This is a genomic window from Sinomicrobium sp., from assembly GCA_029266035.1.
In the GTDB taxonomy this organism is placed as follows: domain Bacteria; phylum Bacteroidota; class Bacteroidia; order Flavobacteriales; family Flavobacteriaceae; genus Sinomicrobium.
Window position 1 is genome coordinate 1 of the sequence record JAJUFH010000020.1, and the last position, 19,094, is coordinate 19,094.

General features: G+C 42.9%; 17 protein-coding genes. 4 read left to right on the forward strand and 13 right to left on the reverse strand.

The features are described 5' to 3' along the window. Positions 1–179: 179 nt before the first annotated feature. Both ACYZZR_RS09785 and uvrC read right to left on the reverse strand, forming a co-directional pair. A complete protein-coding gene (locus tag ACYZZR_RS09785) occupies positions 180–2,420 on the reverse strand; it encodes a patatin-like phospholipase family protein (RefSeq protein WP_461533823.1) in 2,241 nt (746 codons plus the stop codon). Between the two features lie 83 nt (positions 2,421–2,503). Next, the gene (gene uvrC / locus ACYZZR_RS09790) at positions 2,504–4,321 is read right to left on the reverse strand and encodes an excinuclease ABC subunit UvrC (protein ID WP_461533824.1); all 1,818 of its coding nucleotides are present in this window, start codon (positions 4,319–4,321) and stop codon (positions 2,504–2,506) included. A 179-nt stretch (positions 4,322–4,500) separates the two neighbouring features. Between uvrC and ACYZZR_RS09795 the strand changes: the two genes are divergently transcribed. Both ACYZZR_RS09795 and ACYZZR_RS09800 read left to right on the forward strand, forming a co-directional pair. Next, a complete protein-coding gene (locus tag ACYZZR_RS09795) occupies positions 4,501–4,701 on the forward strand; it encodes a hypothetical protein (protein WP_461533825.1) in 201 nt (66 codons plus the stop codon). A 6-nt stretch (positions 4,702–4,707) separates the two neighbouring features. Beyond that, entirely contained in the window at positions 4,708–5,274 is a 567-nt protein-coding gene (locus tag ACYZZR_RS09800; RefSeq protein ID WP_461533826.1) for a 5-formyltetrahydrofolate cyclo-ligase, read from the forward strand. On the opposite strand, the gene ACYZZR_RS09805 is transcribed toward ACYZZR_RS09800, so the two are convergent. From ACYZZR_RS09805 to gdhA, 11 genes are all read right to left on the reverse strand, one after another. Then, a complete protein-coding gene (locus ACYZZR_RS09805) occupies positions 5,259–5,897 on the reverse strand; it encodes a lipoprotein signal peptidase (RefSeq protein ID WP_461533873.1) in 639 nt (212 codons plus the stop codon). The two genes, ACYZZR_RS09800 and ACYZZR_RS09805, sit on opposite strands and share 16 nt — an antisense overlap. Positions 5,898–6,091: 194 nt before the next feature. Continuing rightward, complete coding sequence (locus ACYZZR_RS09810) at positions 6,092–6,478, reverse strand: TraR/DksA family transcriptional regulator (protein WP_461533827.1); 387 nt, start codon at positions 6,476–6,478, stop codon at positions 6,092–6,094. Positions 6,479–6,482: 4 nt separating this feature from the next. Beyond that, positions 6,483–9,881 (reverse strand): isoleucine--tRNA ligase, encoded by a 3,399-nt coding sequence (gene ileS / locus ACYZZR_RS09815; protein ID WP_461533828.1) that lies wholly within the window; start codon positions 9,879–9,881, stop codon positions 6,483–6,485. Between the two features lie 117 nt (positions 9,882–9,998). After that, positions 9,999–10,721 carry a DNA repair protein RecO gene (gene recO / locus ACYZZR_RS09820; protein ID WP_461533829.1) on the reverse strand — a complete coding sequence of 241 codons (723 nt, stop codon included), beginning with the start codon at positions 10,719–10,721 and terminating at the stop codon, positions 9,999–10,001. Between the two features lie 60 nt (positions 10,722–10,781). After that, complete coding sequence (locus ACYZZR_RS09825; protein ID WP_461533830.1) at positions 10,782–12,947, reverse strand: peptidase domain-containing ABC transporter; 2,166 nt, start codon at positions 12,945–12,947, stop codon at positions 10,782–10,784. Positions 12,948–13,199: 252 nt separating this feature from the next. Then, positions 13,200–13,409: a hypothetical protein gene (locus ACYZZR_RS09830; RefSeq protein WP_461533831.1), complete on the reverse strand. Its 210-nt coding sequence runs from the start codon at positions 13,407–13,409 to the stop codon at positions 13,200–13,202. Positions 13,410–13,603: 194 nt separating this feature from the next. Beyond that, positions 13,604–13,798 (reverse strand): hypothetical protein, encoded by a 195-nt coding sequence (locus ACYZZR_RS09835; protein WP_461533832.1) that lies wholly within the window; start codon positions 13,796–13,798, stop codon positions 13,604–13,606. 239 nt (positions 13,799–14,037) lie between these two features. Beyond that, a complete protein-coding gene (locus tag ACYZZR_RS09840; RefSeq protein WP_461533833.1) occupies positions 14,038–14,232 on the reverse strand; it encodes a hypothetical protein in 195 nt (64 codons plus the stop codon). Positions 14,233–14,488: 256 nt separating this feature from the next. Further along, positions 14,489–14,812 (reverse strand): HTH domain-containing protein, encoded by a 324-nt coding sequence (locus ACYZZR_RS09845; protein ID WP_461533834.1) that lies wholly within the window; start codon positions 14,810–14,812, stop codon positions 14,489–14,491. Between the two features lie 43 nt (positions 14,813–14,855). After that, positions 14,856–16,016, reverse strand: a complete 1,161-nt coding sequence (locus ACYZZR_RS09850; RefSeq protein WP_461533835.1) for an HlyD family secretion protein — start codon at positions 16,014–16,016, stop codon at positions 14,856–14,858. Positions 16,017–16,266: 250 nt separating this feature from the next. After that, positions 16,267–17,610 carry an NADP-specific glutamate dehydrogenase gene (gdhA, locus tag ACYZZR_RS09855; protein ID WP_461533836.1) on the reverse strand — a complete coding sequence of 448 codons (1,344 nt, stop codon included), beginning with the start codon at positions 17,608–17,610 and terminating at the stop codon, positions 16,267–16,269. Between the two features lie 312 nt (positions 17,611–17,922). Between gdhA and ACYZZR_RS09860 the strand changes: the two genes are divergently transcribed. Next, the gene (locus ACYZZR_RS09860) at positions 17,923–18,702 is read left to right on the forward strand and encodes a DUF3298 and DUF4163 domain-containing protein (protein WP_461533837.1); all 780 of its coding nucleotides are present in this window, start codon (positions 17,923–17,925) and stop codon (positions 18,700–18,702) included. A gap of 34 nt (positions 18,703–18,736) precedes the next feature. Further along, positions 18,737–19,093 (forward strand): arsenate reductase family protein, encoded by a 357-nt coding sequence (locus ACYZZR_RS09865; protein WP_461533838.1) that lies wholly within the window; start codon positions 18,737–18,739, stop codon positions 19,091–19,093. Position 19,094: the final 1 nt, after the last annotated feature.

The following is a 19,094-nucleotide window of genomic DNA, read 5'->3' on the forward strand; positions in this document are numbered from 1 at the left end:
CACAACGACCACATGGTTCACTAAAAAATATGAAACCAGAAGAATTTGAAACTTTTCTTTTGGGGCGCGCCCCAAAAGAAAGACCAACAGTAATCATTAATTATTAACCTGAAAAAAGGCAAGCTTATTCAGGCAAGGTCACACTACCAACTACGAACTAAGATCCACGAACTAACCAACTAAAACCAAAACCCGAGGTTGAAGAACCAGAGGCCTTTACCTCGCTCTGGCGACCAGGAGTATTTCAACTCTATGGGGCCTAAAAAAGTTTCGAGTCCATATCCCACGGCATAACCTGTATAGGCAGGTTTTTCAAACCAGTGTCCTCTAGAAAATATATCTTCCCCTACATTGGCCATATTGACGGTAAAATTCAAGTGGTTTTTCTTGATAAACTCAAGATCTAGGGTTGCTGCGGCCTTGATATAGCTATTCCCTCCGAAACTCATAAAATGATAACCGAGAAAGGGAGTGAAATTATTAATCAGACTATTTCCGTAACCCCCTAGAATAAAACTCAATCCGTCGGCGTAAGTCTCCCCAAAAACAGTTCCGGCACCCACTGTGGTATTTAAACTTAAATAACGCCCGATTAGCGGAGTTGCCCAACCGGCATTTGCCTTTCCAATAGAAAACTCACTGAAGTTGCCCTGGTAATCAGAAGAAGCAAAATAAAAGTGAAAATCGCCGTCAAAATACAGTCCTTTTTTAGGGAAATAGCGATTGTCGTAGGTATCCAACTTAGCAAAGCCATAAAGACTGAAATAATCGCTATTGTCGAAAGTAGTTTTTCTTCCGTTACTGGCATCTGAAACCGTCTTTGACTCCATCTTCAGGTGTTTGTACTCCAGTCCAGCCCCTACCGAAAACTCTTCTCTAAACACCGTTTGCAGATAGACCTGATTGGTCATATCGGAGAAATTAGCTCCGATCTGATTGATTCCTGCCCATTGTTCACTTTCCCCTTCAGGTAGGTTTTCTAGAGCCACATCGGCATCAAACCGATGATAGGTAGAACGTATCCCTACACTCCAGTACAAGCCTTTGTCGATAAAATAATCGAGATTATACCTAAAATTATCCCCCAGAACCACATCGAGAGACAACACATCATCGTCAAAAAGGAACTGTTTTTTGGTCAAGTTTACCAAGGCTCCACTTTTATAAAGCGCATCGTAGTGCAATCCGAAACGGAGCAACATTTTATTTTTACTCTCCTTCAAGGTCATATACATAGTGCGTTTCTCATCGTCTCCCTCTTTGAGAAACCTATATCGTATACTTTCAAAGTTTTTAGTAGCTGATAGATTGGCCAAGCCTTGGTCAAATTTCTCAAAAGACACCTTTCCGGAGGTGGTGAATCTCAGTTTCCCCTTGATATATGCTCTGGAATACCGGTCGTTCCCTTGAAGTACCAATCCGGCTATATCAATACTGTCTCTAACCGGAACGTGAAAGGGGGTATACTGTTTTTTCTGCATCCGAGCCAAAGCTTCCAGTTCTGCCATTTGCTCACGCCCTGCCTTCTCTCCATTGGCAATAATCACCTGCCCCTTGTCAAACGACACCACCGAAAATCCTTCGATATCGGGTTTGATATACACATCGGTTTCTTCTTTTTTAAACTTCATATCGTTTACCGTACGATAGTTATTAATCTGAAAAAGAATATCCATTGCAGAGTTCAACTGATCGCGATCTGCCAGAGGATCCTGGACATCCACACCTATTATTTTATCAGCCCCGAGTGCTTTCAATTCTTCGATAGGATAGTTGTTTACCACTCCTCCGTCTATGAGTACTTTCCCTTCTATATCGACCGGATTAAAGAGAGAGGGAAAAGCCCCGCTAGCTAAGATCGCCTCTGGGAGATACCCTTTATCGAGCTTTACAGCCTCGCCTGTTTCTACATTGGTGGCAATACAGAAAAACGGAATGGGAAGCTTGTCGAAATCCTCCACATCATTGACGTGATACAGCAGTTTTACTAAGAGGTTGTATATGTTTTGTCCTTTGGATAGGGCTCTAGGGAAAGACACCTTAAACTTATCAAAGGGGAGAGTCAGTGCATAGCGTTCATAATTTTTCTTCTCATAAAAGGTTCTTGCCGATCTCGGAAGGTTATCTTGAATCAGTTCGCTAAAATCGACCACTCTAAAAATAGAATCGAGCTGTTCTGCACTGTATCCCGAGGCATAGAGCGCACCTACAATCCCCCCCATACTGGTACCTCCTATATAATCGATTCGCACACCGGCTTCTTCGATGGCTTTCAGCACTCCTATATGTGCTAGCCCCTTGGCTCCTCCACCGCTGAGTACAAGACCTACCTTGATATCCTCCTCCGAATCCTGTTGAGCATAGGTCTGCATCACAAGTGTACAGCAACACCACAAAAACAGGTATATGTGTTTTTTCATCACAGCAGATATTAGGTAAACAGATGTGTTGAAATTACCAAATAACATTCGTTCGGGCAAGGAGTCTACAGAAAACTTTCACTTTATTTTTCATAAGGCCCATCAGCTACATTCGAGTGAAAATAACGGTAAACCTTTTGAGCTTTAGACAAGCCCACCACCTCGGCAATAGCCTCTACTCCAGCATCTTTTACTCTTCGCACCGATCGGAATACTTTTAGCAGCTCTTCTGCGGTCTTTTGCCCTATTCCCTCAATATTGGTCAGTTCGCTATCTATAGCAGCCTTGCTGCGTTTGTTTCGGTGAAAGGTGATTCCGAAGCGATGCGCTTCGTTCCTGAGATGCTGAATAATCTTAAGAGTTTCCGACTTTTTGTCGAGGTAGAGGGGGACGGAATCCCCGGGATAATAGATCTCTTCCAATCTCTTGGCAATCCCTACAATAGCGACCTTGCCCCTCAATCCGAGTACTTCTATACTCTTTAGCGCAGAAGATAACTGCCCCTTACCACCATCGATTACAATGAGTTGTGGCAGGGGTTCTCCTTCTGTTATCAACCTTTTATATCTTCGGAAAACCACTTCTTCCATAGAAGCAAAGTCGTCCGGACCTTCTACGGTCTTGATATTGAAGTGGCGATAGTCTTTCTTACTCGGTTTGCCATCTTTAAACACCACGCAGGCTGCCACGGGATTGGTTCCCTGTATATTCGAGTTGTCAAAACATTCTATATGTCTAGGTTCTACACTCAACCGCAGATCTTTTTTCATCTGCTCCATAATGCGTTTTACATGGCGGTCGGGATCGGTAATCTTCACCTGTTTGAAGCGTTCCTGTCTGTAGAATTTCGCATTGCGTTCCGAGAGTTCCAAAAGGCGCTTTTTATCTCCTAGTTTCGGGATAGTCACTTTTATCCCTTCCGGGACTTCTACCTCAAAGGGCAGGTATATCTCACGGGAAAGCGAATGAAACCGCTGTCGGAGTTCGGTGATAGCCAGTTCGAGTAATTGCGCATCCGATTCGTCCAGCTTTTTTTTCATCTCTACGGTATGAGCGCGGATAATAGATCCGTAAGACAGTTGTAAAAAATTGACGTAGGCATAACTGTCGTCCGACACCACAGTAAACACATCCACATTGCTAATTTTCGGATTAACTATGGTAGACCTCGCCTGATAATTTTCGAGTACCTCTATCCGTTCTTTCATCTTCTGAGCATCTTCAAACCGCATTTCTTCCGCATAAGCCTTCATCTGCTTTCTGAATTCCTGCAGCGAATCTTTGAAGTTTCCCTTGATAATCTCGCGAATAGCCTTCACCTGAGCGTTGTATTCCTCTTCCGACTGGTAGCCCTCACAGGGTCCCTTGCAGTTTCCTAGGTGATACTCCAGGCACACTTTGTATTTGCCAGCATCGACCTTGGATTTGGATAGGTCGTAATTACAGGTACGCAACGGGTATAGTCCTTTTATGAGGTCGAGCAGAGTGCGGATCGTCTTCATATTGGTATAGGGGCCGAAGTATTCCGAACCGTCGCGCACCACTCTACGTGTAGAGAATATACGTGGAAAACGCTCTTTTTTAATACAAATCCAAGGATAGGACTTGTCGTCCTTAAGCAATACATTATACCTAGGTTGGTATTTTTTGATGAGATTGTTTTCCAGCAATAAGGCGTCGGTCTCTGTAGGCACCACAATATGCTTTATATCGGCAATTTTTTTTACCAGCACCCTGGTCTTTCCGTAATCGTGGTGTTTATGAAAATAGGAAGACACCCTTTTCTTGAGATTTTTGGCCTTCCCCACATACAATATTTTCCCGTCTTTATCGTAAAACTGATACACCCCGGGATTGTCGGGAAGTGTTTGGAGCAATATGTCTATCGCGGTATCGGCCATAGGGCGAAATTACAGATTTTTTGGTTTACCACCCATCTTTTCCCGCTCTCTACCCGGAAACTAGCTGTGGTTTTGTGTGACCGTTAAAAAGTATGGCACGGTTTTTACAGTATATTTGTGTACACTCTGTGTTGTTGTTTTTCGTTATAAAAACTACAACACACATAAATACTTTGATTATGAAAAGTTTGAAATTTATTCTCCTGATGTTATTACTCGCCGCATTTGTCACCTCCTGCGGAGTGATACACAGAGGAAACGGCCACAGGATTCACACCAATGGCAAAGGAGAGATTCCCCCTGGACAGATGAAAAAAATGACCGGTGACAAAAGTGCAAAACACTATGCTCCGGGACAGCGTAAAAAACGCGGATATTAATATTAGATGAACAAAAGAGACCTGCGTAAAAAATACAGACAGCTTCGGGAACAACTGACTCCTGAAGCTGTAGACAACCTCAGTATCGATATTGCCAACAGAGCGCTATCGCTGGATATCTGGAATCGTACTTATTATCATATTTTTCTCCCCATTGAAAAACAGCGAGAAACAGACACCTCTTTTCTATTGAGCATACTTCAGGGAAAAGACAAGGAAATAGTGTTGTCAAGAAGTGACTTCAAGACTGGTCTTATGACGCATCATCTACTCACCGACAATACAGTGATTCGCGTCAACCAATGGGGTATCCCCGAACCTGAAAACGGACTGAGAGTACCTCCTTCAGAAATCGATGTGGTATTTGTTCCTCTATTGGCTTTTGACGAATCTGGAAACCGAGTGGGTTATGGCAAGGGGTTTTACGATCGCTTTCTCGCAGAATGCCGAACAGACACGCTTAAGATAGGGCTGTCTTTTTACGAAGCAGAACCGGCTATAGGCGATACAGACCCCAACGATATCGCTTTGGATTACTGTATTACCCCCGAAAAAGTCTATTCTTTTTCCTGAGCTTCCTCTGGTTTTGGGAAGGCCTTCTTGTGGAACACCAACAGTATTCCCACACCTACACTAATGGCGGAATCGGCCAGGTTGAACACCGGCTCGAAGAAACGAAAACTATTACCTCCCACACCGGGAATCCATTCCGGCCATGTGGTGTCTATCATCGGAAAATACAGCATATCGACTACTTTCCCGTGGAAAAGGCTTCCATAAGGCTCGTCGGCAAACACCGTAGCAACCTGGTGATAACTATGGTCGAAAATCACACCGTAAAAAACAGAGTCTATAATATTGCCAAAAGCTCCGGCAAAGATAAGTGCGATAGAAATAATCAGTATTTTGGAGCCGTTTTTCATCACGGCGTCTCGAAGCCAGTAGCCTATTCCACATATAGCCAACAACCTAAAAATGGTAAGTGCCATTTTTCCTGTTTCGTCTGAAATAAAGGGGATAATATCACTCAGTTTTGTACCCCAAGCCGCACCCTCATTTTCTATAAAGAGAATTTTAAACCAGCTAAAAACGGTTACAGACTCGCCCAATGTAAAGTGAGTCTTGATATAAATCTTGCTGATCTGATCTACAAGAACGACTAGAAATATAATAAATACGGCTTTTTTCAGTGACATATTTTCGCTTTCAAAATACAGTCGCCTGAGCGACCTGATGTCTTTTGGCTTTCCGCTTATTTCGGAAAGTTCCAAAAATACAAATATTATCTGTTTTCCAACACCTTAAAAGAAAACCTGTCACCACCGAAAACAGCGACAGGTTTTATATAGTTTCGTTCAGAAATAGAAACCATTCTCTAATGCGAAAACCATCAACTCTTCTGCATATTTTTGGCCTCAATACTCAATGTAGCGTGAGGAACCAGCTTAAGGCGTTCTTTATTGATGAGCTTTCCGGTAACGCGGCATATCCCATAAGTCTTGTTTTCAATACGCACCAAAGCATTCTTCAGGTCCCGAATAAACTTTTCCTGTCTGATAGCCAATTGAGTATTAGCTTCCTTACTCATAGTCTCCGATCCCTCTTCAAAAGCCTTGAATGTGGGAGAGGTATCGTCTGTACCGTTATTCCCGTCATTCATATACGCACTTCTTATAAGATCTAAGTCGTTCTGAGCCTTTTCAATCTTGGCCTCTATCAATTCTCTAAACTCTTCCAGTTCCTTGTCTGAATATCTTACTTTAACATCTGAATTCATAGCATTAATGTTTTTTAATGTACAATTTGGTATTCACATCGTCGAAAGAAACTTCGGTTCCACTTTCCAGATGATCTTCAAAATCGAGTTTTGCTGCCAGGGTTTCTGTCTTGATGTAATCTATATTACTCGTCACAGCTTGTTCTACAAAACCATCTCTTTGAAGTTGAACATCTATCTTGTCGGTCACGTCAAAGCCGGAATCTTTTCGGAAGTTCTGGATTCTGTTTACCAATTCTCTCGCCACACCTTCATTGCGCAATTCCTCAGTTATTGTAACGTCCAGTGCCACCGTTAGTCCGTTCGATGTCGCTACTAGCCATCCTTCTATATCTTGTGAAGATATCTCTACTTCATCGCTAACTAAAGTAACGCTTTTTCCGTTAATTTCCACTTCTATACTGCCGTTTTGCTCTATTTTTTTGATGTCTTCTTGAGAAAACTGCTGTACAGCATTGGAAACCAATTTCATATCCTTACCAAATCGAGGTCCCAGCTTTTTGAAGTTGGGTTTTATCTGTTTTACCAACACTCCGGAAGCATCGTCTAACAACTCTACCTCTTTTACGTTCACTTCTGATTTTATCAGGTCGGCCACCGCGACTATTTCTTCTTTAGACTGCACGTCCAATACCGGAATCATAATCTTCTGCAGGGGCTGTCTCACCCGTATATTTTCTCTTTTGCGAAGGGATAGCACCAACGACGATACAAGCTGTGCTTTCTCCATTTTACGCTCCAGAGATTTATTTATAACAGCCGAGTCAAATTCCGGAAAATCTGCCAGGTGCACACTTTCTGCATTTCCCTTACCTGTTACACTCACCAAATCGCGGTACAAACTATCCATATAGAACGGGGCAATGGGAGCACCCAGTCTGGCAATTACTTCCAGACAAGTGTATAACGTCTGATATGCCGAAATCTTGTCTTGTCCGTATTCTCCTTTCCAAAAACGCCTTCTGCTCAGTCTTACAAACCAGTTGCTCAGGTATTCTTGAGTAAAATCGGAAATAGCTCTGGCTGCTCTCGTGGGCTCGTAATCGGCGTAGAAATCGTCCACTTTCTTTATCAACGTATGGAGTTCAGATAGTATCCAACGGTCTATCTCCGGTCGTTCTTCCAGCGGTGTCTCTGGTTCAGCATAGGTAAAGCCGTCTATATTGGCATACAGGCTAAAAAAAGAATAGGTGTTGTAAAGCGTGCCGAAAAATTTTCTCCTCACCTCGGTAATTCCCTCACTGTCAAACTTCAGATTATCCCAAGGATTGGCATTGCTTATCATATACCAACGCGTAGCGTCGGGTCCGTGCTCCTTCAGAGTAGTAAAAGGATCTACGGCATTCCCAAGTCTTTTAGACATCTTTTGCCCGTTCTTGTCGAGCACCAGTCCGTTTGACACCACATTGCGATAGGCCACCGAATCGAATACCATAGTGCCGATGGCGTGGAGGGTGTAAAACCACCCCCTGGTTTGGTCGACTCCCTCGGCGATATAATCGGCAGGAAATGCGGCTCCGCTGTCTATCATATCGCGGTTTTCAAAGGGGTAATGCCATTGTGCATAAGGCATAGACCCACTGTCGAACCACACATCTATCAGGTCTGATTCGCGCTGCATAGGTTTGCCTGACGGAGAGACTAGCACAATGCGATCTACCACATTTTTGTGCAGATCTACCTTGTCGTAGTTCTCTTCACTCATATCTCCGGGAACAAAATCGGCAAAAATATCCTGTTCCATGACACCTGCCGCTACAGCTTTTGCCATTTCTGCCTTGAGCTCTTCTACAGAGCCTATGATTTTTTCTTCACGACCGTCTTCCGTACGCCATATAGGCAGTGGTATCCCCCAAAATCTGGAACGGGAAAGGTTCCAGTCGTTGGCATTCTGCAGCCAGTTTCCGAAACGCCCTTCACCGGTAGCTTTAGGCTTCCAATTGATGGTAGTATTCAAATCGAACATGCGGTCTTTAATCTCCGTTACCTTTATAAACCAAGAATCGAGCGGATAGTACAATACTGGCTTATCCGTTCTCCAACAATGCGGATAGCTGTGCACGTATTTCTCTACCTTAAAGGCCTTGTTCTCTTCTTTGAGTTTTATAGCAATCTCGACATCAACCGATCTCTTCGGTGCCTCGCTGTCGTTGTAGTATTCGTTTTTAACGTACTTCCCTCCTATTTCCGGTAGCTCTTCTCTAAAACGCCCTTGTAAATCTACCAGAGGAACAGGGGTATCGTTTTCATCGAGAACCAGCATGGGGGGGATCTCAGGAGAGGCTTCCCGAGCTACCTTGGCATCGTCGGCACCGAAGGTGGGCGCCGTATGCACTATACCGGTACCGTCTTCGGTAGTTACAAAATCTCCCTGAATCACTCTAAAAGCATTCTCGGGATGCTGATAAGGCTGGGCATACTGCAGCAGTTGTTCGTATTTAATTCCCACCAAATCAGAACCCTTGCTCTCAACGAGTATGCTATAAGGTATTTTTTTCTGTTCTGAGCTGTAGTTCTCAAAGTCTTCATCACTTTCCGCAGCGTAGTATTTACCGGAAAAGACACTGTTTACCAGGTTTTTGGCCAACACTACATTTACGGGTTCAAAAGTGTATTGATTAAAGGTTTTTACCAGCACATAATCTATTGCAGCTCCTACGGTAAGTGCCGTATTGGAAGGCAAAGTCCAAGGTGTAGTGGTCCATGCCAGCAGGTGGACATTACCATAGCCTTTCAGAAAATCGGGCAGGCTTTCCTCTCGCGCTTTGAATTGCGCTACCACTGTTGTATCGGTTACGTCTCTGTAACTGCCCGGCTGATTTATTTCGTGCGAACTAAGACCAGTTCCGGCCTTGGGAGAATAGGGCTGAATGGTATACCCTTTGTAGATGAGGCCTTTGTCGTAGATCTGTTTTAACAACCACCATACACTTTCCATGTACTTGGACTTATAGGTGATATACGGATGTTCCATATCTACCCAATACCCCATTTTTTTGGTGAGATCATTCCATATATCGGTATAGCGCATCACGGCCTCCTTACAGGCTTTGTTGTAGTCTTCTACCGATATTTTTTTACCGATATCTTCCTTGGTGATTCCGAGTTCTTTTTCCACTCCAAGCTCTACCGGAAGACCATGGGTATCCCATCCCGCTTTGCGTTTTACCTGGTAGCCTTTTTGGGTTTTATAACGACAAAAAATATCCTTGATTGCACGCGCCATAACGTGGTGTATACCAGGCAATCCGTTGGCAGAAGGCGGCCCTTCGTAGAACACAAAAGGTTTTTGTCCCTCACGTGAACTTATACTTTTTTCAAAAATATGATTTGCTTCCCAATATTCCAGGGTTTCTTCTGCCAAGCGGGGCAGTTCAAGTCCTTTGTACTCGGTAAATTTCATAGGTCAATCTCCTTGTCGCTTTTTAAGATTGCGAAATTAATCATTTTCAACGAATTGTAAAGGGCTACATATGGTAAATATTGGGGGTTTTCCCGTTTGTAGAAGCAAAAAACACTCTTATCTCCCAAACACTTCATAGAGCACTTCCAACGATTTAGGCTTGCGAAAGCCGGTAAGGTGTAATTCAAAATAGGTCACAATGGTATCCAACTGCTCTCTTCGCTGCTGCTTGCTCATCTTGATCTGGTCGAGTTCATCAAAATCTGCGTCTACCAGCTTGCGAAAACAGTCGAGCGTTTCTCCGTAAACTGAGGGACCGTATCCCGTATGAGAAGAAAAGCCTCCTTCCAACAAGTCAAAATAAGGTAAATGAGCCGCAGTAGTGTCGGGATAAAACCCGAGAAAGCGAGTGAGCCCCAGCAAAAAAAGCAAGTGAAAATTGGGGTTTCCTGTTGTACTGTCTAGCCACTGCAAACCTTCTTCGATATAGCGATACATTGGAGCGTTCTTTTCTTCCTCCTGAACACTCTGACTCAGCACCTCAGCTAAAAACAACACCATAGTATTTTTGATCACATCGGTATGCACAGTGGCATAAGGGGAATAAATACGTGCCTCACGAATGTATTCCAACGAGCCTTTACCTCTGTGAGCTGCTGTAATCTCCAGCTGTGTAAGCGGTAAAAAATGAGCTTTTTTAAGCTTGCCTTTGCGCGAAGACAATACTCCCCTAAGCAGGTACGATTGTAGCCCGTAATGTTCTGTAAAACACCTTGCTATCAAGCTGCTATCACCGTATTTTACAGTCGATAATACTAGGGCCTTGGTAGTGACAAGCATAAAGACGATTTTAAGGAGAATTTCGATACAAACCTAAGGATTTTAACCCATTCTAAGAGCCTACACCTTAAAATCGGGCATCTGTTGCTGCCACAGTTTGTAGTAATGCCCCTTGCTGTCGTACAACTGTCGGTGATTACCTTCCTCAATAACCTCACCCTTGTCTAGCACGACGATTTTATCGGCATTGACCACTGTACTCAAGCGATGTGCGATGACAACTATAGTCTTTTCTCGCTCTCGAAGTCCGGCTATCGTCTTTTGCACAAAACTTTCAGAGGTACTGTCTAGAGAAGAGGTAGCCTCGTCCAACACCAGTATTTCCGGCTCTTTGTACAAGGCTCTTGCGATAGCTATACGCTGTTTTTGTCCGCCCGAAAGTGCCGCTCCATTTTCTCCGAGATAGGTGGCAAAACCATTGGGCAGGTTTTCGATAAATGACAGTATCCCAATGCTTTTACAGATCTCCATAATCTTTTCCATATCCGGCTGAAATTCTCCTACGGCTATATTTTCGACCACATTACCTCCGAAAAGATCTATTTTTTGAGGCACTACCCCTACAATGTCTCTAAGGCTGGTATTTTCGATGTATTTCAAATCGTACTCGCCTATTGTAATCTTGCCTTTTTGTATGGGATATATGTTTTGCAACAGCGAAATAAGCGTAGATTTTCCCGAACCGCTCTCCCCTATTACTGCGGTAATTTTTCCTTTGGGAATATCGAGTGAAAAATCCTTGAATACCTCCACTCTTGTTCCATACCTAAAAAACACATTTTTAAAAACTATATCGCCCGTTTTTTCTGCGTTGAGTTTTATTTTATCATCCTGTTCTTCTCTTTCCAAATCCATAATCTCAAACAGACGATCGGCTGCAATCCAGGCATTCTGTATCTGCTTGTTGGCGTCTACAAGTTGAGCCACCGGTCCTGTAAAATACCCGATAATTGCATAAAAAGAAAGTAATTCTCCAGGAGTGATTTCTCTGTCTATAACAAAATACGATCCACTCCACAGCAAAATAATAGTGAAGAGTTGGGATACAAAGGAGGAAGAAGTAGTCGAAAAAACTGTATTGAGAGCCGATTTATAACCTACGTTTAGAAGGTTTATAAAGCGAGCTTCTGTTTTGATATTGGCAAAGGACTCCAATCCAAACCGCTTGATGGTACCTACAGCGTTGAGCGATTCCACCAGCTGGCTTTCCAAGTCTGCAGCACGCTCCATCACTTTTCTTTCCGCCTTTTTATTCAGTCTGTTGGTCATCCAATATATACCGATATACAAGGGAATAATAGCCAACATGATTAGAGCCAATTTCCAATAATAAAAAAACATCAACCCGAAAGAGAAAAGGAGGATAAGCACATTTACCGTGAGGCTAAGAGCAACCCCGTTGATAAAGGTTCGTATTTTTACAGCATCGTTTATTCTAGAGATGATTTCTCCTACTCTCATAGTATCGAAAAACTGCTGTGGCAATTTCAGTAAATGCTTGTAGTATCCGAGAATAAGGCGGGCGTCGATCTGCTGCCCGGTCTTGATGAGAAAAGTGTCTTTAAACACGCCTACCAATATTTGCAACAGCAATAGTATAAGCATAACCACACTGAGCAAATTGAGCAAGCGGGTATTTCCTCCGGTAAGCACGTAATCGGTAATCTTACCGAGGTAAATAGATGTCGAAAAACCGAGTAAAGTAACTACAAGTGCTCCAAAAAATGCCTGGAGCAATACGAATCTGTGGGGACGAAGCAGAAACCAAAACCTCCTCATCGAAGAGACTTTTTCATTGCCTTCGGAAAAACTGTCGTCGGGCATAAGCAACACCAATACCCCGGTCCATTCTTCCTTAAACTCCTCGTGGGTTTTCTTGTACATTTTTCCATCGCCCGGATCCATGATTAGGATGTGTTTTTTGGTCACCTCATAGATCACAACATAGTGATGAAGCACTTTTCTGACCACCACATGGGCAATAGCTGGTTTCGGTATTTTAAACAAGCTATCGATATCACCTCGCACTCCTTTGGCCTCAAAACCCAGTTTTTGAGCGGCTTCTACCAATCCGAGTACATTGGTTCCCTTCTTGTCGGTACTGGCGTATTGACGAATGCGAGCAATGGGAAGTTGAAGATTGTAATGCGCCGACACCGATGCCAAGCAGGCCGCTCCACAATCTGTAATATCGTGTTGTTTTATTATCGTATTTTTCTTTGCCATTTGTATTCCCTCAATTTAGGGCGCAAAGTAATGGTCTACACTGCAAAAAACTTGCAGTAAACGATACTATCACTCTGGTGTAGTTATTCCTTTACAAGGAGGTTTTTACAAAAATCCCCTCACTACAACAATAGAACAGTTCTTTTTATGACGATAAAGATTTAAAAGTCATTTGTTTATATGATTTAAGGTATTAAAAAAGCTGTTTCCCCGATAGAGAAACAGCTTTTATACACTTGATGGTTATGTTTCTTATTCTGCAGAAGCAGATATGGAAATACTATTCAACAAGTCGGAAACCAGTGAAACGGCTACAGTAACGGTACCGAGTACAAGCCCGAGTGCTCCCGCAAGAAAATCGCTAACACCTCCGATTCCGATTCCGATAGACAATCCGCCATTGGTGGTCTCCATTTCTGAAGCTTTCATTTCTTTAACTCCGTAGTTTTCCAGATTTTTCATAGTATAATTCATTAATTGGTTAATAAAAAACAGCTTGTTCACTTTTGCCTACAACACTGACAATGAGCAATAGCCAAAAAATCAGGATTGCGGCCGCTGCGACCGACATTCCTGCTTCCGTATTGCGCAATTTGTGGTAGTGCTTGGAATTGTACAAAAAAGGGCGTTGTTTCCAACACCCTTTTTTGTGCTATTTACAGGTCTCCGAGGAGTCCACCAAGTAGTCCGCCAACAAGGCCTACAACTACTCCAACGATTCCGGTTACGGTACCTACAATACCTGTTACCAAATCGAGTACCCCGTCCAGACCTCCGAGAAGTCCGCCATTGGTTTCGTTCATTTCTTTTGCATTCAATTCCTGAACACCATAGTTTTTCAGATTTTTCATGATAAATAAAATTAGGTTAAACAATATTCATTTTTGGTCAATCTGATCGCCGGAATTTTGTAATCTTCCGGGATAGGGGGTGGAAAGGTGTTTGGAAAGGTCTGCATCAACACGATATCCGTATTAAGCGAGCACTAATTTAGCAGTATTCACTGCACAAACCTTGCAGTTTGGTGTGTTTTTTGACAAAAAAAACCGGCCTCTTTATACAACAGGCCGGTTTTTGTACCAATATCGGCTTATAATCCTCCGAGAAGGCTTCCGAGAAGTCCGGTAACAACGTTTACTACGCTACCTACAACACCTACAACGGTGTTTACTACTCCGGTTACCAAGTCGAGAACTCCGTCCAAACCTCCGAGAAGTCCGCCGTTAGTTTCGTTCATTTCTTGTGCGTTCAATTCCTGAACTCCGTAGTTTTCTAGATTTTTCATGATTGTGATTTAATTAAGTTATACAAAAGTTTAGATTTTTAGAAAACAGTTATGCAAGCGGCTTAAACAGCGAACTCACAACGCTCAAAACACAGAAAACTTCTATTGTGTTTTGTTTTGCTAAGGTAACCGCGCTCACTGCACAAACCTTGCAGTCTCTAACTTTTGTCACTGTTAATCCGATTTTCACGCTTGAAATCCAAAATGGAAAACCACATTACCACCAGCTGAGGGGAATGTGGTAGTTCAGCAGTTTTTAAACAAGTTCAAACAAATTGAATTTTGGAGGGTCGCAAGGCAGAAAATAGCTTCCTCCAAAAATTTCGGTAAGCTCATTATCTCTGAGTACTCTTACCGAAACGGTGACCTTGAGATCAAAATCGTCTTCGTAAAAATAGGTTTTGTGAACTCGGCTATAGGAAACGGGAGCCTCTATATCCTTCAGTTGTTCTATCAACTGGTACACTTTTCGCTCACTGACTTGCATTAAGCGCGCAAGTTGTGTCGGCGATCCTGTAGCTTCTCTCGCTATCAATTGATGCAATTGTTGCAAGCGCTCGAGATTTTTTAAATTCTTCATTATCCAAAGGGGTTAAGACGTTAAAATACAAACGGGGTGTCGTTCAGTTGTTTGTCAAAGCCCTGGATGGATTTAGCCAATCATCCACTTTATCGTATAGCAGATCGAAAAGCGATCTTTCCGTAAGTTTAAAATTTGCGGTCAGGGTCATTCCTTTACCCAGATTTCCCCTGAAACCGTTTTTTAGTTGAAGGTATTGTTCATTAATGCTGCATCTGACCTTAAAGGCCGCTGTTTCTTCATCTATATTTTCTATATCGTTCCCTATACTTACAATCTGTCCGGTAGCAAAGCCCCACTGATTGTAATTGAAGGCATCTATCTGATAGGTGACAGTTTGCGATTCTCTCACCAATCCTATGTCGGAGGGTGCTATATAACACTCTATCAGCAAACCTGTATCCGGTGAAATCTCTCCGATATTTACCCCGGAGTTTATGTAGCCTCCTTCTTCTACTCCCGCCACGCGCAACAGCGTGCCCGACACAGGAGCGGTGAGCACATAATTCTTGTCGTTGGAAGCGTACTGATTGTAATCAGAACCCAACTCTTTAAGGGTATTTACAAGAGAGGTGTGCTCCGATTGCCACTGGTAACGCTGCTGTGTTTTATAGCCTTGAAGATCACTCTTCGCCATATCGTATTCCAGTTTCTTGGTCTCAAACTCGGCATTGGAAATCACCTTTCGGTCGTGTAACCTCTTGTGCCGTTCAAAATCCCTTCGGGTAGTTTCGAGTCGCGTTTCCAGCTCATTTATCTTTTGCCTGTACTCCATATAACTGGCCTTGTACTTTGCAGAGCTAAGTCTGGATACCGCGATATTCCCTCCTCCAGACAGCAGTGAAAGATCGTGTACAAAATTGCGATTGTCTCTGATTTGCTGACGGTACAACGACATTTTATCATCTATCTGCTCACTGTTGAGAACGAGCAAGGTGTCGCCCTTTTCCACTCGCTGGTTGTTCGCCATATTTTTGAAAGTGACCTTTCCCGAATTGATGAGAGTAAGCTGAGTTCGCTCTATTTCCGGTTTGATAATTCCTCTCGAAGTAGTGTACACATCCACATATATAAATGGAAGTGACAACAGAAATCCCAAAATACTCAACAGTATCAAGCCATAAATCAATTTGCTGCGGTTTTGCAGTCTAAAATGATGGGCTTCTACAGTGCTGTCGATTATTTCCTTTGGAAAGATCTGCATAAAATTAACTCTCTTTTGAGTGCATAAAAATAGATAATTTATAGATAAAACAACCTTTTTTTGCGATAAAATACACCAAAAACATCTCTTTTTGCGAATAATCACTTAAAACAATCACAAAAAAATCACTGTGTGGAGATATTTTATTGTATTTGTAACACAAGGCTTAAAAAGACAGTGGGCAATATATAGAAATTAAAAGAGGCTACCCAAAACAAGAGCAGCCTCTTTTGTATTGCATCGATCTCGCCTATACCACGCCTTGAGCGAGCATGGCATCGGCTATTTTTACAAAGCCGGCAATATTTGCTCCTTTGACGTAATCGATATATTGGTCGTCTATCTTGCCGTATTTTATACATGCATCGTGGATATTCAGCATAATATCTTTCAGTCTCTCATCCACTTCTTCACGAGACCAGCTCATTCTGAGCGAATTTTGAGACATCTCCAATCCGGATACGGCAACTCCTCCAGCATTTGAAGCCTTGCCGGGTGCGTATAATATACGTGCCTGATGAAAGCTGTCCATCGCCTCTGGAGTAGAGGGCATATTAGCGCCCTCTGCCACGCAGATACAACCGTTTTTTATCAGGGTTTCGGCATCCTTTCCGTTGAGCTCATTTTGTGTGGCACAGGGCAATGCTATGTCGCACTGTTCGCCCCATGGAGTTTTTTCCGCCACATAGCGAGCGTTGGGAAATTTGTCGACATACTCGCGTATCCTTCCTCTTTTTAGGTTTTTAAGTTCTAAAACAAAATCCAGTTTTTCCTTATCAATCCCATCGGCGTCAAAGATATAACCCGAAGAATCGGATAAGGTAAGTACTTTTGCTCCTAACTCCAACGCCTTTTCAGCTGCGTATTGTGCGACATTCCCGGAGCCCGATATCACAACCTTTTTTCCTTTAAATCCCTCTCCTCGGGTTTCAAGCATACTCTGTGCAAAGTAGACGGTGCCATAACCTGTGGCTTCCGGACGAATCAATGACCCTCCATAGGAGAGTCCTTTTCCGGTAAGCACCCCCGTAAATTCGTTTCTGAGTTTTTTGTATTGCCCAAACAGATAGCCTATCTCGCGAGCACCCACGCCTATATCTCCGGCAGGTACATCGGTATCTGCACCGATATGGCGGTACAACTCCGCCATAAAGGCGTGGCAAAACCGCATCACCTCATTGTCAGACTTCCCTTTCGGATCGAAATCAGATCCTCCCTTACCCCCTCCCATAGGAAGTGTGGTAAGGCTGTTTTTAAACACCTGTTCGAAAGCTAAAAACTTGAGAATACTGAGATTTACTGAAGGGTGAAATCTCAACCCGCCTTTGTACGGACCTATGGCAGAGTTCATCTCGACGCGATATCCGCGATTCACCTGTATCTCTCCGCGATCGTCCATCCAAGGCACGCGAAACATAATTACGCGTTCAGGCTCTGCCATTCTCAACAAAATATTCTTACCGTAATAAAGCTCCTGCTCCTTGATAAAAGGTATCAGCGCCTCGGCTACTTCTCTGACGGCTTGCATAAACTCTGGTTCGTGAGCATTTCGCTGCTCCACCAAACTCATAAAATCTTCAATTGTTTTCTTCATAAATGTGTGGTATAAAATAGTGTGAAATGGAATTTTCTTGAATATTGTAAACAAATATACGATTAATGTGTAATTTTATCTTCTCTGGAAGAAGCAGATACAGAATACCGATGCACTCTATCTGCGATCTAAGCATCCTACTTCAGCTATTGCATTTTTATAAAAATAACAGTTCTATTTCCCCGTTCACAATTAAAGAAGTATCTTTATCTTGCGGTTTTTCCGGTTGGAGTTATATAGGGAATGCGATGTGTAGACTCCTCCCTTTTGCTGCATTTTACCGGATTAGTTACATCAAAAAAACAAAAGGTCATGAAACCCAAAAATCTATCTGTATCGTTCAAGTTATTCCTCTTGCTCACTCTTTTACTAATCGCGGGATGTGACAATACGGAAACCCTTTCTTATAGCACACATAATATTACTACCGACACCGGAGATTGCGAACAAGATCGATGTGCTAAGGTCAAAATCAGCTTCCCGGTGGCCGCGTCTTCGACAGATGCCGCTCAAAAAATCAATACCGTCATAGAAGACAAAATAATAAGTACCTTTATCATAGACCCCGACAGCAAAAAGGAAAAGAGCATAGAAGACGCCGTAGACAATTTTAAAAGCGAATACTTGAAAGACCGCGAGATGCAACCCGATTTTGCCTTTGGTTATGAAGCAGAAATCAGGGGAGAAGTGCTTTACAAGGGGAAAAAACTACACAGTCTCGCCTTCTCTTCCTTTATGTATACCGGAGGTGCTCACGGCTACAGCAGCCTTACATACATCAATATAGACCCCGTGAGCGGTAAGACCTACTCCAACGACGAGCTGTTTACCGATAAGAATGGCTTTCTGAAAATTGCAGAGCAAAAGTTCAGAGAGCTGGAAAAAATCCCAGAAGACAGCAATATCAACAGTACGGGATTTTGGTTTGAAAACGACACCTACCACCTTCCAGAAAATATCGGTTTTACCAAAAACAATATCATACTTCACTACAACGCATACGACATCAGCTCTTATGCCGAAGGGGGCAAAACTGTCGAAATCCCAATCGGTGATATAGTGCAGTATTTGTCCGTCTTACCCTCGGCTTAAACGATATCCCACTCCTGAAAACCAGCTCAACACTATGAACAAGATATATCACCTCAACACCTGCGATACCTGCAGACGCATTATAAAGCAACTCCAACTCCCCTCTTCATTTGTACTACAGGACATAAAGTCTGAACCGATTACGGTAAAACAACTCGAGGAGATGAAATCGCTTTCCGGTTCTTACGAAAGTCTGTTTAGCAGAAGAGCCAAACTGTATAAAGAAAGGGGCCTCGCGACAGAAAATCTAAGCGAAGATGATTACAAAAGTCTTATCCTAGAACATTATACCTTTCTCAAAAGACCGGTGATTATCGCCGGTGACAAAATCTTTGTAGGAAACAGCAAAAAAACAGTAGAAGCCGCAGTGCAAGCGGTTTCTGAACTGTAAC